At 57.2% G+C, this 14,155-nt stretch carries 9 protein-coding genes; 3 read left to right on the top strand and 6 right to left on the bottom strand.

What is annotated here, in order from left to right:
- Positions 1–82: 82 nt before the first annotated feature.
- Both BKD70_RS05940 and rapA read right to left on the bottom strand, forming a co-directional pair.
- The gene (locus tag BKD70_RS05940) at positions 83–2,287 is read right to left on the bottom strand and encodes a bifunctional diguanylate cyclase/phosphodiesterase (RefSeq protein WP_047274104.1); all 2,205 of its coding nucleotides are present in this window, start codon (positions 2,285–2,287) and stop codon (positions 83–85) included.
- A gap of 259 nt (positions 2,288–2,546) precedes the next feature.
- Positions 2,547–5,393 carry an RNA polymerase-associated protein RapA gene (gene rapA / locus BKD70_RS05935; protein WP_047274106.1) on the bottom strand — a complete coding sequence of 949 codons (2,847 nt, stop codon included), beginning with the start codon at positions 5,391–5,393 and terminating at the stop codon, positions 2,547–2,549.
- 172 nt (positions 5,394–5,565) lie between these two features.
- Between rapA and BKD70_RS05930 the strand changes: the two genes are divergently transcribed.
- From BKD70_RS05930 to ccoM, 3 genes are all read left to right on the top strand, one after another.
- Positions 5,566–5,901, top strand: a complete 336-nt coding sequence (locus tag BKD70_RS05930; RefSeq protein WP_047274109.1) for a hypothetical protein — start codon at positions 5,566–5,568, stop codon at positions 5,899–5,901.
- Between the two features lie 76 nt (positions 5,902–5,977).
- Complete coding sequence (locus BKD70_RS25010; RefSeq protein ID WP_094987356.1) at positions 5,978–6,139, top strand: hypothetical protein; 162 nt, start codon at positions 5,978–5,980, stop codon at positions 6,137–6,139.
- Positions 6,140–6,281: 142 nt separating this feature from the next.
- Positions 6,282–6,395, top strand: a complete 114-nt coding sequence (ccoM, locus tag BKD70_RS25535) for a cytochrome c oxidase subunit CcoM (protein ID WP_019411060.1) — start codon at positions 6,282–6,284, stop codon at positions 6,393–6,395.
- 192 nt (positions 6,396–6,587) lie between these two features.
- Here ccoM and BKD70_RS05925 read toward each other — a convergent pair whose 3' ends face one another.
- The 4 genes from BKD70_RS05925 to BKD70_RS05910 all read right to left on the bottom strand — a co-directional run bounded on the left by BKD70_RS05925 (position 6,588) and on the right by BKD70_RS05910 (position 14,154).
- Positions 6,588–8,060, bottom strand: a complete 1,473-nt coding sequence (locus BKD70_RS05925) for an inorganic phosphate transporter (protein ID WP_047274111.1) — start codon at positions 8,058–8,060, stop codon at positions 6,588–6,590.
- Positions 8,061–8,489: 429 nt separating this feature from the next.
- Entirely contained in the window at positions 8,490–8,690 is a 201-nt protein-coding gene (locus BKD70_RS05920; protein WP_047274113.1) for a hypothetical protein, read from the bottom strand.
- Positions 8,691–9,544: 854 nt separating this feature from the next.
- Positions 9,545–10,996, bottom strand: a complete 1,452-nt coding sequence (adeC, locus tag BKD70_RS05915) for an AdeC/AdeK/OprM family multidrug efflux complex outer membrane factor (protein WP_047274114.1) — start codon at positions 10,994–10,996, stop codon at positions 9,545–9,547.
- Entirely contained in the window at positions 10,993–14,154 is a 3,162-nt protein-coding gene (locus BKD70_RS05910; RefSeq protein ID WP_047274116.1) for an efflux RND transporter permease subunit, read from the bottom strand. Before BKD70_RS05910 ends, adeC begins: the two co-directional genes overlap by 4 nt.
- Position 14,155: the final 1 nt, after the last annotated feature.

The following is a 14,155-nucleotide window of genomic DNA, read 5'->3' as shown; positions in this document are numbered from 1 at the left end:
AACGGCGCGGATAGAAAAGAATCGGCCTGAACCGTGGGTTCTTTAATGACTGTTTTCGGTCCGTTACGAGGATGCTGGCAATTTACTGGCTTGAGAGCTGTAAGGGACTGAAATCAAAGCTCGACAAGGGGCTTGTGTTGAGCGCCTGCAGCAAGCTGTGCAGCGCTTCAAAAGGCACGGGATGGCTGAGCAGGTGGCCCTGAATAAAGTCGCAGTTGTACTGGTTGAGGAACGCGAATTGCTGATGGGTTTCTACGCCTTCGGTGACCACTTGCAGGTGCAGGGTGTGGGCCATGACGATGATGGCTTGAACGATCTCCATGTCCTGGCTGGAATTGGGGATGTCTTGAATAAAGGATCGATCAATCTTCAACGTGTTCAGTGGCAGGCGTTTCAAATACGCAAGGGAAGAGTAGCCGGTGCCAAAGTCGTCAATTGACAGGGAAACGCCCAGCGAGCGGATGTGGCGCAACAGGTGAGATGTATTGCTGATATTGCCCATCAAGGCGTTTTCAGTGACTTCCAGTTCCAGACGATTGGCACTCAGGCCGCTTGAGCGCAGAGCGCTTTCGACTTCGTCGCCCAGCGCTTCGCGCACCAGATTCAGCGCCGAGCAGTTGACGGCAACGCTGATGTCCGTCCAGCCCAGCGCCGTCAGCGCGGCCATGTCATGGCAAGCCTTGCGCAACACCCAGTTATCGAGTTCTGCGATCAGGTCATTGGCTTCTGCAACATGAATAAAACGGTCCGGGCCCAGCAGTCCGTGCTCCGGATGTTGCCAGCGGACCAAGGCTTCAAGTTTGGCAACCTGCCCGGTTTTCAGGTCGAAGATCGGTTGATAGTGCAGGAACAGCCCGTGATCGCCGCGCATGGCCGTGCGCAGTTCCTCCTCAATCTGCAATTCAAGCGAGGCGCGGGCTTTCAGGTTTGAACTGAAAAAGTGCAGGCTGTTGCGCCCGGCGTCTTTGGATTGATACAGCGCCAGGTCGGCATGCTTGAGGAGTTCGTCAATCGTGGTGCCATCATCGGGGAACACGCTGATCCCGATGCTGGTGGTCATGACCATGTGGCGGCCCGCCAGCTCGATTGGCTCTTTCATTTTGAGCATGATTCGCTGGGCCATGTTTCGGGCTTCTTCGCGGCTGTTCAGGCTGAACAGAATGCAAAACTCATCGCCGCCAAAACGCGCCACGACGTCTTCATGATGACGGGTTGCGCTTTTGATGTGCGCGGCAATCACCTTGAGAAGCTCATCACCTGCATCATGACCCAGGCTGTCGTTAATGCGTTTGAAGTGGTCAATATCGAGAAACATGACCGCCAGCATGCTGTTGTTGCTGGCGCGCTCAATCAACTTTTCGGCAAACAATTGATTGAAACCACGACGGTTGATCAAGTTGGTCAGCGGATCGTAATGGGCAACTTGTTGCAATGAGGCGCGCGCCTGATCCAGCTGGCTAAGCAGCGCGTTGACGCGCCTGAGGTCATGCTCTTTGAGTTGCAACTTTTTGTCGACCAACGCTGCGCTGATACTGCTGCCAATTAACAAGAGGGCGATCAACGCCACCGTCAATGCCAGTTGCCAGTGATTGTTTTCAATGGGTGCATTTAACGCGCCATCTGCCGGGGCATAAGTGTGCAATGCCCACATCCCCACGAAATGAACACTGAGAATGGCCAGACCGGCGACCAAGCTGATGAAGTACTTGAAAAACTGATGCACCAGACCGCTGGCGCTACGCAGCGCACGGGCCAGCAGCAGTGTTGCATAACAGGCTGAAACGGCGATCAGCCACGACAGCACGAACAGCACGGGGTCGTAGTGCTGCAAATGGCTGGAGTGCATGGCAGACATGCCCACGTAATGCATGGTGCAAATGCCTGAGCCGAACACCAGCGCGGCAACCAGAAGGCGGGCGCGTGTTACGTGGGGTTTTACTAAAACCTGCATGGCGATGACGGCAGACAGCAGTGCGATAAACAGCGACCCAACGGTAATGCTTAAGTCGTAATGCACGTTGAGCGGGGATTGGTAAGCGAGCATGCAGATGAAATGCATGGCCCATATGCCGCCCGCCAACGAACTTGCACCCACCCAGCGCCAGACGGTTTTGGCAGCCGGTTTTTCGGCGTTGCACGCCCGTTCATACATATGCAACGTCGCCAGGCACGCGGCGCAAACGACCAAAAAGGCAAGAAACACCAGGTACGGGTTATGGCTGCTGATGATTAGCAGTTGCCCGTTGGCGGTGCGGTCTCCCATAAACTGCAGGCCCAGCCATTCCATTGCATGCCTCAACACTGAGTGCAGGGTGCTAGTCGTCAGGCGCTAGCTTGTCTGAAGTGTAGAAGGCGGAATGTAGGAATGCGGAATGATGGCAAGATGATGCTTACCATTTTGCTATTAGCAGCGGGTTTTTATACCCAAACTTGCTGGCTATCAGCGATTAGACGCCGGTCGGGTAAGAGCGTTGAGTCTCTTACCCGATCCTGAAGTGACTGACGGGCAGACCGTTGCAGTCTGGCGCAGTGACGAGCGTTTGAGGTTAGCCTGCGACCAGAACGCGAATGGCCTCAAGACGCAGCGCCGCTTTTTCAAGCATGGCCAGGCCCTGTTCACGCTGTTTACGCAATGCCACGAGTTCGCTGTCACGCACGCTCGGGTTGACGGCCTGCAACGCGGTCAGGCGTGCCAGTTCTTCTTCGGTATCAGCGGCCAGACGGCGCTGGGCCTCAGCGACACGTTCAGCATGACGCGGCGCAATTTTGGCTTCACCGGCGTTGATCTTTGGCGTGAGCTGGTCGCGCTGGGCCTGCACGAACTTGTTGGCGCTGGCACGTGGCACGCTTTCGAGTTGTTCATTCAGGGTTTCGAACGACACGCGCGAAGACAGGTCGTTGCCGTTAGCGTCCAGCAGGCAGCGCAGGGCAGCAGGGGGCAGGTAGCGGCCCAATTGCAGGGCGCGCGGGGCAACCACTTCGCTGACGTAAATCAGCTCAAGCAATACCGTGCCCGGCTTGAGTGCCTTGTTTTTGATCAGTGCTACGGCGGTGTTGCCCATCGAACCGGACAACACCAGGTCCATGCCACCTTGCACCATCGGGTGTTCCCAGGTGATGAACTGCATGTCTTCGCGCGACAGTGCCTGATTGCGATCGTAGGTGATGGTCACGCCTTCGTCGTCACCAAGCGGGAAGCTCGCATCCAGCATTTTTTCGCTGGGCCTGAGGATCAGGGCGTTTTCGGAGTGATCCTCGCTGTCGATGCCGAACGCGTTGAACAGGGTTTCCATGTAGATCGGCAAGGCGAATTGATCGTCTTGCTCAAGGATCGCCTCCACCAGCGCTTCGCCTTCGCCTGCGCCGCCTGAGTTCAACTCCAGCAAGCGGTCGCGGCCGGTGTGCAGTTCTTCTTCAAGGCGCTCGCGTTCGGTACGGGCTTCGTCGATCAGTGCTTGCCACTGGTCATCGTCGGCGGCTTCGAGCAACGGCAGCAGGCGCGGGCCGAACTGGTGCTGCAACGCGTTGCCGGTCGGGCACGTGTTGAGGAACGCGTTGAGCGCTTCGTTGTACCACTGGAACAGACGCTGTTGCGGGCTGGTTTCAAGGTACGGCACGTGCAGTTCGATCACGTGTTTTTGGCCGATACGGTCGAGACGGCCAATACGCTGTTCCAGCAAATCGGGGTGCGACGGCAGATCGAACAACACCAGGTGATGGGCAAACTGGAAGTTACGGCCTTCACTGCCGATTTCCGAACAGATCAGCACTTGCGCGCCGAATTCTTCGTCAGCGAAGTACGCCGCGGCACGGTCGCGTTCCAGGATGTTCATGCCCTCGTGGAACACCGTGGCCGGGATGCCGGAACGTACGCGCAGGGCGTCTTCCAGGTCCATTGCGGTTTCGGCGTGGGCGCAGATCACCAGCACTTTGGTGCGCTTGAGCATTTTCAGGGTGTCGATCAGCCATTCGACGCGAGGGTCGAAGTTCCACCAGCGTTGTTCTTCGCTGATGTCCGGCTGCGACTGGAAGCTGACTTCGGGGTACAGCTCGGGGTGATCGCCCAGCGGCAATTCCAGGTATTCGTCCGGGCAGGGCAGGGGGTAGGCGTGCAGCTTGCGCTCCGGGAAGCCCTGAACAGCGGCGCGGGTGTTGCGAAACAGCACGCGGCCCGTGCCGTGACGGTCCAGCAGTTCACGCACCAGACGTGCGCTGGCCTCGGCATCACCGGCATTGACTTCAGCCAGCAGGGCATCGCCTTCAGCGCCGAGGAAGCCGTGAATGGTGGCGTGTGCTTGCGGCGACAGGCTGCCTTTGTCCAGCAGCTCCTGCACCGCCTGAGCCACGGGGCGGTAGTTTTCACTTTCGGCCCGGAAGGCCGCCAAGTCGTGGAAGCGGTTGGGGTCGAGCAGGCGCAAACGGGCAAAGTGGCTGTCCTGACCCAACTGCTCCGGGGTCGCGGTCAGCAACAGGACGCCAGGGATGGTTTCGGCCAACTGTTCAACCAGCGCGTACTCGGGGCTGACGTTGTCTTCGTGCCAGACCAGGTGGTGGGCTTCGTCGACCACCAACAGGTCCCAGCCGGCGGCGAACAGCGCGTCTTGCGCCTTTTCATCGTCCACCAGCCATTCCAGCGCTACCAGCGCCAGCTGGGTGTCTTCAAACGGGTTGCTGGCATCGCTTTCGATAAAGCGTTCTTCATCAAACAGCGCGACTTCAAGGTTGAAGCGCCGACGCATCTCAACCAACCACTGGTGCTGCAGGTTCTCGGGTACCACGATCAGCACGCGGCTTGCACGACCGCTCAGCAACTGGCGATGAATCACCAGGCCGGCTTCGATGGTTTTACCCAGGCCCACTTCGTCAGCCAGCAGGACACGTGGCGCAATGCGATCCGCGACTTCACGGGCAATGTGCAATTGGTGGGCGATTGGTTGCGCCCGTACGCCACCCAGGCCCCACAGCGGCGATTGCAACTGGCGGCTGGTGTGCTCAAGGGTGTGATAACGCAGCGAAAACCAGGACAGCGGGTCGATTTGCCCGGCGAACAGACGGTCGCTGGCCAGACGGAACTGAATGAAGTTGGACAGTTGGGTTTCGGGCAGGGTAACGACTTCGTTTTGCTCGTTAAGGCCGTGGTACACCATCAGACCGTCGACATCTTCGACTTCGCGCACGGTCATCTTCCAGCCTTCGAAGTGGATGATGGAATCACCCGGCGAGAAACGTACGCGCGTAAGCGGTGCGTTGCGCAGCGAATATTGACGGGTTTCGCCAGTGGCCGGATAGAGCACGGTCAACAAGCGACCGTCCTGTGCCAGAACGGTGCCTAAACCTAGCTCAGCTTCGCTGTCACTAATCCAGCGTTGCCCCGGTTGATACTGCTGCGCCATGCTGCCTGACTCCCGCTTTGAAAAAGCCGAGTATATTAACGGAACGAGGGCCTGAGACCAAAGGTCTCTGATAAAAACCTGATCGACGTCCTTCAGTCTGCTGCCGGATTTAACGGGCGCCTCAAGTCAATCGGCGTCGGGCCGACAGCCTGAAAACAGGAGAACAATAATTATGCTGCCGCCGATCCTTCCCATCAGTGTGGTGCCCGTCACATCCCAACAGGATCCGGTGCGCCCGCGTCCGGATATTCCGCCCGTGGTGCCAGCGCAAGCCAGCTCGGGTGACAGCACGATCAACTTGAAGAATCAGGACCCCGATCAGGCCTCGCTGTTGTTGCGCGAAGAGCAACGACGCCAGCAGGACAAGCGTCGGCGTGAGTCGCGCGATCAGGCTCAAGAGGTGGTCATCGTGCCGGGTGATGAGTTGAATGAAGACAATACCGTGCCCGTCTCGCCGCTGATCGACGGTGCGCCGCGTCAGGGTCAGTGGGTGGACATCGAGGTCTGAATTTTTTCTGGTCAGCTCGGCTGGCGCGCCGCATTATGGGCCCTTGCCGACACATTGACAGTGATCCGATCCCGTTATGAACCAAGACAGCAAGCTCGTAGACCTGGGCGCCGAACGTGCCAAACGCGTGCATGACCTCAACGAAAAGCGCCTTAATGAAGTACGCCAGGCGTTTGAGCAGGCCATGCCCCTGACCAGTCCCAAGAAAAAGCCAAAAAAAAAGCCTAAAAAACGCTGAACTGCGGCGTTTTTCCTGATCTGCGTCAACTATTCCCCCTAACGTCCTCGAAGCGGTGGTCACTATTGATCCCGGTCAAGTTCCTCGCCTGCGCGTCTGGTTATTCTGGCTTCACGCAAACAAACACGCGCAGGAGGCCGTCATGTTTCTCGATAATGTGGTTATCGCTGGAGTACTTACCGTCGGCCTCATGGTCCTGTTTTTCGCGGGTTTGGGCATTTTTATCTGGAAAGACTCCCAGAAGCGCAATAAGTAGCGCCGGGTCTTTTCGGTACGCGAGCACGCAAGGCATTTTGGGCGACTTCGGTCGCCTATTTTTTTGCGTGTGTGTTTTGCGCAGGGGCGTGTCGTGGTTGCCAGGCCATGCCGCAAGTGTCCGTTGAGTGCCTGCGTCAGGCAAAAAAAAGGTACGCCCCTGGGGGCGTACCTTTTTTAGTGCGTTTGTCGCTTAAGCGAGCGCTTTGGACGCCAGCCAGAACAACGCAGCAGAGAGTGCAATCGTTGCGGGTAACGTCAGCACCCATGCCATCAGAATCGTCTTGATGGTGTTGCCTTGCAGGCCACTTTTGTTCGCAACCATCGTGCCCGCGACACCCGACGACAGAATGTGAGTCGTGGATACCGGCAAGGCGAAGATGTTGGCCAGGCCAATGGCAAAGGTGGTGGTGATCTGTGCCGCCATGCCCTGTGCGTAGGTCATGCCTTGTTTGCCGATCTTCTCGCCGATGGTCTTGACCACGCGTTTCCAGCCAACCATGGTGCCCAGGCCCAAGGCCAGGGCTACCGCCAGAATCACCCAGAACGGCGCGTATTCAGTGGTGGCCGTCAGGTCTTTGCGCAGTTTTTCGAGGTCCGCTTTCTCGCGTGGCTCAAGCACTGGCAATTTGCTGACTTTCTTCGCGGTGTCATCCAGGCAAAGCAGGTAACGACGGATCTCGATACGCTTCTCGGCCGACAGCGACTGATAGTTCTCGACACCTTTCAACGAACTGAGCAAGGCCGCGATGGTCGGCTCGGTTTGTTGCGGGTTGCAGCGGAACTCGCCGGGCAAGTCGTCTTTCACGCTTTTACCCAGCGCCAGGAACTCGCTGAGGCTCGCGTTATTGCGTTGATAGAACTGACTCAAGTGCAGGGTCGCGTCGCGTGTGCGTTCGATCTGATACGTCGTGCTGTTGAGGTCCAGTACGAAGGCGCTTGGCACGATACCGATTAACACCAGCATGATCAGGCCGATACCTTTCTGGCCATCGTTGGAGCCGTGCACGAAGCTCACGGTCATGGCCGAGATCACCAGTACCAGACGGTTCCAGAACGGTGGATGCTTCTTGTCATCCAGCTTGCGGCGTTGCTCGGGCGTCTTGTGCATCTTGGAGTTCGGACGCCACCACTTAAGGCCTACCAGCAGTAAACCGGCGACAACAAAGCCTGCCAGCGGCGAGAACACCAGCGAAGCACCAATGTCGATTGCCTTCTGCCAGTTCACGCCATCGCTCACCGGGATACCGGTGATCAATGCGTTGGCCAGGCCTACACCCAGGATCGAACCGATCAAGGTGTGGGAGCTGGAGGCTGGGATGCCGAAGTACCAAGTACCCAAATTCCAGGTGATGGCCGCTGCAAGCAGTGAGAACACCATGGCCAGGCCATGTCCGGTATTCACATTGACCAGCAGTTCGACCGGTAGCAAATGGACAATGGCGTATGCCACACCCACACCACCCAGCAAAACGCCGAGAAAATTGAACACACCGGAAAAGAACACCGCCAGGTGAGGCGGCATGGCTTTGGTGTAGATGACAGTCGCTACCGCATTCGCGGTGTCATGAAAGCCGTTGATGAACTCAAACGCGAGAACAAAGGCTAGGGCGAAGAAGAGGCTGACAAGAACCCAGGCATCCAATCCGCTTAATAGATCGATCATGAAGGTTTTCTGACACGGTCATAAAGGGGGCCGGATTATGCCAGAAAACCTTGGTAATCGATGCACTAGCTGCCCGTTGGTAACATCTGTAAATGAAAAAGCCTGTCAGACCGGTCAGCTTCAATGGGTCGGAAAACGCTTCCAAGCCGCTGATAACAAAGGCTCTACGCTGTTTGGCAGGCAAGTGTTGGCCCTTGGCGCAGGTCTGAATGAGGTGTATGAAATTTCTTTTTTGCGGTGTTTAGCCGCAGCCCGTTCTTGTCAGAGACCTGAAAACCCCAGGCGAGTGCTACTGAGTGGCTTCAGTTGCACGATCCGGCTTGCATTGCGCACCTTGAACACAGTCGTTCGTACAGGATGATGGGTGCACACGCCTTTGGCGGGTTCACCCTACAGGCCGGTTTCGGCAGGGCGCAGACGAAGCCCCTGTCAGGGGGCCTCGGGTTTTAACTCTTTTTCAATTTTCTGGATTTCTTGTGTGAAGGCCTGGTCAAGCAGGCTGGCGCGCTTGCGCCATGGCTTACGCTCGGGCTCGGGTTGAGCTGCGTAAGTCGTCACTTCACCACCGTAAACGTCCTTGTAACGTTGCTCCTGACGCTCAAGTTCAGCGCGCAGTTCGTCTTTCGTCACAGTGTTACCTAATTAAGTAGAGTTTGAATCGGTTAATGCGTATTGGCCGTGTACGTCGCTCATAAATAAGCCGGCTATTAAACCGCCATGTCCCACGCACCGGGACGCTTTAACTGTCCTGTTAAAGTTTGCGACTTCACCCTTTTTAAAAGCCACGCAACAATCAATCGCTCGGTGACCGTCCTGGCGCTGAATGGGCCAAGAAGAGGCGGTTGAGAGAGTGGCACTTTAGCCCGCGTGTAGACTGTTCTGTGCTGCGTCTGAACAGTGGCTGCTACTATCGCCGATGCTGTTCGGGCACGTCAACTTCCATGAGTGACAAAACAGCAGGTTATCGGACGAAAGAAACAAACGTATTGAATGATTAATCAATGAGCGTCTTTCAGGAGCAAATAACTTCTGAGGAGGGGGTGTTCTTGGATAAGTGAAGTGTGGATATAGAACGCGCGTTCTATATCCACACGGTACGGGTTGCACGTGCGCAAAGAGCGATGGGTGAAATCACCCTGCGTGTTCAGTCAGGTAGTTAAATGGCCTGGCAACTGAGGCGGATCAATCTTTCAGGGCCGCTTATACAGTGCTGAACCGCAGTGGCGACTATCAAGTTTGCATATCCTACGGTTGCCATAAGGGCTAAGCATCGTTGCGCAAAGCAGCATGTTGGGTCGGGATCTGATATCCACTAATAAGGCAGTCAGGACTTTAAGCCATGTATTTCATTTTTACGCCCACTGGTGTGATCAACGGCCAAGGCACGTCAGGGGAGAAAATGCTCAGCGCGTTTAGGTAAATTCACCGCCCTTGAACACACAAACCCGCCAAAAGGCGGGTTTGTGTGTTTAGCAGTTTCTCTATCAGGCCTTAGGCGGCTCGGACGAGATCGGGCGGTTTTGCCCGGTCTGTTCGTACCAGCCACCCCCCAGCGCCTTGTACAGATTGACTTCACTGGTCAGCTGCGAAAGGCGGTCACTGATCAACGATTGTTGCGCGCTGAACAGGGAGCGTTGTGCATCAAGGAACGTCAGGTTGCTGTCGACACCAATCCGATAACGACGCTCGGCTAACCGGTAGTAATCCTGGTTGGCGTTAACGAAGTCCGTCTGGGCTTGCAACTGTTGATTGTAGGTCTGGCGCGCTGCCAGGCCGTCAGATACTTCCTGGAATGCTGTCTGGATCGCCTTCTCATACTGCGAGACGGTGATGTCCTTCTGGATTTTCGAGTAGTCCAGGCTGGCGCGCAAAGCCCCTGCGTTAAAGATGGGCAGGTTGATTTGCGGCGAGAAGAGCCAAGTGCCCGAGCCTCCCTTGAACAGCCCCGACAGGTCCGGGCTCAAGGTCCCGGCATTGGCGGTGAGGCTGATGCTCGGGAAGAACGCGGCACGTGCGGCGCCGATATTGGCATTGGCGGCCAGCAACTTATGCTCGGCTTCCAGAATGTCAGGACGGCGTTGCAACAAATCTGAAGGCAGGCCTGCTGGTACTTCTGTCAGCAGATCAGCGGCGAGCGGTTTACTCGCGGGCAGGTTCTGCGGAAGGGTCGTGCCGAGCAGCAAGGCCAGGCTGTTCTGATCCTGAGCCACCTGACGCGTGTAGCGCGCCAGTTGAACCTTGGCGTTTTCCACCGAGGTCCGCGCCTGGCTGACTTCCAGTGCCGAAGCAACGCCCACTTCATTGCTGCGCAAGGTGAGCTTGTAGCTCTCGTCGAACGCCTTGAGCGTGTCTTCAGTCAGCTTGAGCAGCTCTTTGTCGGCTTGCCAGGTCAAGTAAGCATTGGCGACGCTGGCAACCAGACTGATCTGAGTGGTGCGTCGGGCTTCTTCAGTCGCAAAGTAGTTCTGCAAGGCCTGATCGCTCAGGCTGCGAACGCGACCGAACAGATCCAGCTCGTACGCGCTGACCCCGAGGGTCGCCGAATATTGGCTGGTGATGCCTGACTCGCCGGTTTGCGACAGGCGTGCTGGCATCCGTTGACGGCTGCCGCTGGCATTGGCCGTCACCGCCGGGAACAGATCGGCACGTTGAATACGGTACTGCGCGGCATACGCATCAATGTTCAGGGCCGCGACCCGTAGGTCGCGGTTGTTCACCAGAGCTGTCTGAATCAACTGTTGCAGGGCCGGGTCGCGGAAGAACTCACGCCAGCCTTGTTCTGCCGCCGCTTGAGCTGGCGCTTCGTTAGGCTTGTAGGCCGGGCCTTGCGGGTACTGCGCTGCTACCGGCGCTTCAGGGCGCTGGTAGTCAGGGATCAGCGAGCAACCGCCCAGCGTAAACGCTGCTACGGCGACTGCGAGAAGCGACTTGCTCATTGGCCAGCCTCTTGATTTGGAGTTTTAGTCAGGTCCACTTTCTTTTCCGAGTCCTTGTCTTTGCCGCTGCCGAAGGACGACACCGCGACGAAGAACAGCGGCACCCAGAACACGGCCAGAACAGTTGCAGTGATCATACCGCCGATCACACCTGTACCAATGGCGTGCTGGCTACCCGAACCTGCGCCCGAAGAAATGGCCAGCGGGATAACGCCCAGTACGAACGCCAGCGAGGTCATGATGATCGGGCGAAGACGCATGCGGCAGGCCTCAATGGCGGCTTCGGTCAAGGTTCGCCCTTGTTCGTGCAGCTCTTTGGCGAACTCGACGATCAGAATGGCGTTTTTCGAGGCCAGACCGATGGTCGTCAGCAAGCCCACCTGGAAGTACACGTCGTTGGACAACCCCCGCAGGCTGGTGGCCAGCAGTGCACCGATAATCCCCAGAGGGACCACCAGCATGACCGCAATCGGAATCGACCAGCTTTCATACAGTGCCGCGAGACACAGGAACACCATCAACAAGGAAATCGCATACAGCGCAGGTGCTTGAGAACCTGACAAACGTTCCTCGTAGGACAGGCCGGTCCAGGAAATACCGACGCCTGCCGGCAGCTTCTTGGCCAGTGCTTCGACTTCAGCCATGGCTTCACCACTGCTGTAGCCGGGTGCCGGGGCGCCCAGGATTTCCATGGCTTCTACGCCGTTGTAACGCGACAGCTTCGGCGCACCGTAAATCCACTTGCCCTTGGCAAATGCAGAGAACGGCACCATGGTTCCTTCAGCGTTGCGCACATACCATTTTTTCAGGTCTTCGGGGTTCATCCGCGAGTCAGCTTCGCCTTGCAGATAGACCTTTTTCACACGACCACGGTCGATGAAGTCGTTGACATAGCTGGCACCCAGACCGATGGACAGGGTGTTGTTAATGTCGCTCAGACCTACGCCAAGGGCGCGGGCTGCTTCGTCATCGATTTCCAACTGGTACTGAGGTTCATCGTTCAGGCCGTTAGGACGCACGCCTGCCAGGATTTTGCTCTGCGATGCCATGCCCAGGAACTGGTTACGGGCTTGCATCAACTTTTCGTGGCCAATACCGGCACGGTCCTGCAGGTACACGTCAAAGCCAGTGGCGTTACCCAGCTCCATTACGGCCGGCGGAGCAAAGGCAAACACCATGGCGTCACGGAAGGTGGAGAAGTGCGCCTGAGCACGTGCCGCCAGCGCAAATACGCTGTTATCGGCATCACGGTCGGCCCACGGTTTGAGCATGATGAACGCCAGGCCTGAGCTTTGGCCGCGACCGGCGAAGTTAAAGCCGTTAACGGTAAAGACCGAGGACACCGCCGCCGACTCGTCCGTCAGCAAGTATTCACGCATGCGGTCGATCACGACCTGGGTGCGCTCTGCAGTTGTACCGGCCGGGGTTTGTACCTGAGCGAAGAGAACGCCTTGGTCTTCTTCCGGCAGGAACGAGGTCGGGATGCGGGTGAACAGGAACACCATGCCGACAACGATCAAGACATAGGCCAGCAAGTACGGTGCTTTGTGGCGCAGGATGCTGCCGACACCTTTCTCGTAGCGTTTTACACCGCTGTCGAATGTGCGGTTGAACCAGCCGAAGAAGCCGCGCTTGTTCTCACCATGATCGCCTTTCTTGACCGGCTTAAGCATGGTGGCGCACAGGGCCGGGGTGAAGATCAGGGCAACCAGTACCGAAAGCGCCATCGCCGAAACAATGGTGATCGAGAACTGCTTGTAGATCACACCGGTCGAGCCGCTGAAGAACGCCATAGGCAGCAGTACGGCTGACAGAACCAGGGCAATACCGACCAGCGCTCCCTGGATTTGCTCCATGGATTTCTTGGTGGCTTCTTTGGGGGGCAGGCCTTCTTCGCTCATGACCCGTTCGACGTTTTCCACCACCACGATGGCGTCGTCCACCAGCAAGCCGATGGCCAGTACCATGCCGAACATGGTCAAGGTGTTGATACTGAAACCGGCCGCCGCCAGGATCCCGAAAGTACCGAGCAATACCACTGGCACGGTCATCGTGGTGATGATGGTGGCGCGGAAGTTCTGCAGGAACAGGAACATCACCAGGAACACCAGCGCAACCGCTTCGACCAGGGTTTCAACCACCCCTTTGATCGAGGCCGATACCACGGGCGTGGTGTCGTACGGGTAAACCACTTTCATGCCGGGCGGGAAAAACGGGGCCAGGTCGTCGATGGTTTTATGCAGCGCCTTAGCGGTGTCCAGTGCGTTGGCACCGGTCGCCAGCTTGATTGCAAGGCCCGAGGACGGCTTGCCGTTGTACTGCGCGCTGATGCTGTAGTTTTCACCGCCCAGGGCGACTTCGGCGACATCATGCAAGCGTACTTGCGAGCCGTCGGTGTTGACCTTGAGCAGGATTTTTTTGAACTCTTCGGCAGTTTGCAGGCGCGTCTTGCCGATGATGGTGGCGTTCAGTTCCTGGCCTTTGACCGCTGGCAGGCCGCCCAGTTGCCCGGAAGACACTTGTACGTTCTGCGAGGAAATGGCGGATTTAACGTCAATCGGGGTCAGGTTGTACTTGTTCAGCTTGGCTGGGTCGAGCCAGATGCGCATGGCGTACTGGGCACCAAACACCTGGAAGTCACCCACACCTTCGGTACGGGAGATCGGGTCTTGCATGTTGGAGACGATGTAGTTGGACAAGTCATCCTTGTTCATGCTGCCGTCTTCAGACACCACGCCGATAACCATCAGGAAGTTTTTCACTGCCTTGGTCACACGGATACCTTGCTGCTGAACCTCTTGGGGCAGCAGTGGGGTGGCCAGGTTGAGCTTGTTCTGCACCTGCACCTGGGCGGTGTCCGGGTCAGTCCCTTGCTCAAAGGTCGCGGTGATGGTCATGCTGCCGTCGGAGTTACTTTCAGACGACACATAACGCAAGTGGTCAATACCGTTGAGCTGTTGCTCGATCACCTGAACCACGGTGTCCTGTACGGTTTGTGCCGAAGCACCCGGATAGGTCACGGAGATCGAGATGGCCGGAGGCGCGATGCTCGGGTACTGGTTGATTGGCAGTTTCAAGATCGAAAGTGCCCCGACCAGCATGATCACAAGGGCGATTACCCAAGCGAAAATCGGACGGTCGATAAAAAATTTCGACATG

The organism is Pseudomonas sp. BS-2016 (assembly GCF_001806145.1).
In the GTDB taxonomy this organism is placed as follows: Bacteria; Pseudomonadota; Gammaproteobacteria; order Pseudomonadales; family Pseudomonadaceae; genus Aquipseudomonas; species Aquipseudomonas lundensis.
This window is presented reverse-complemented; position numbering and strand designations above follow the sequence as displayed.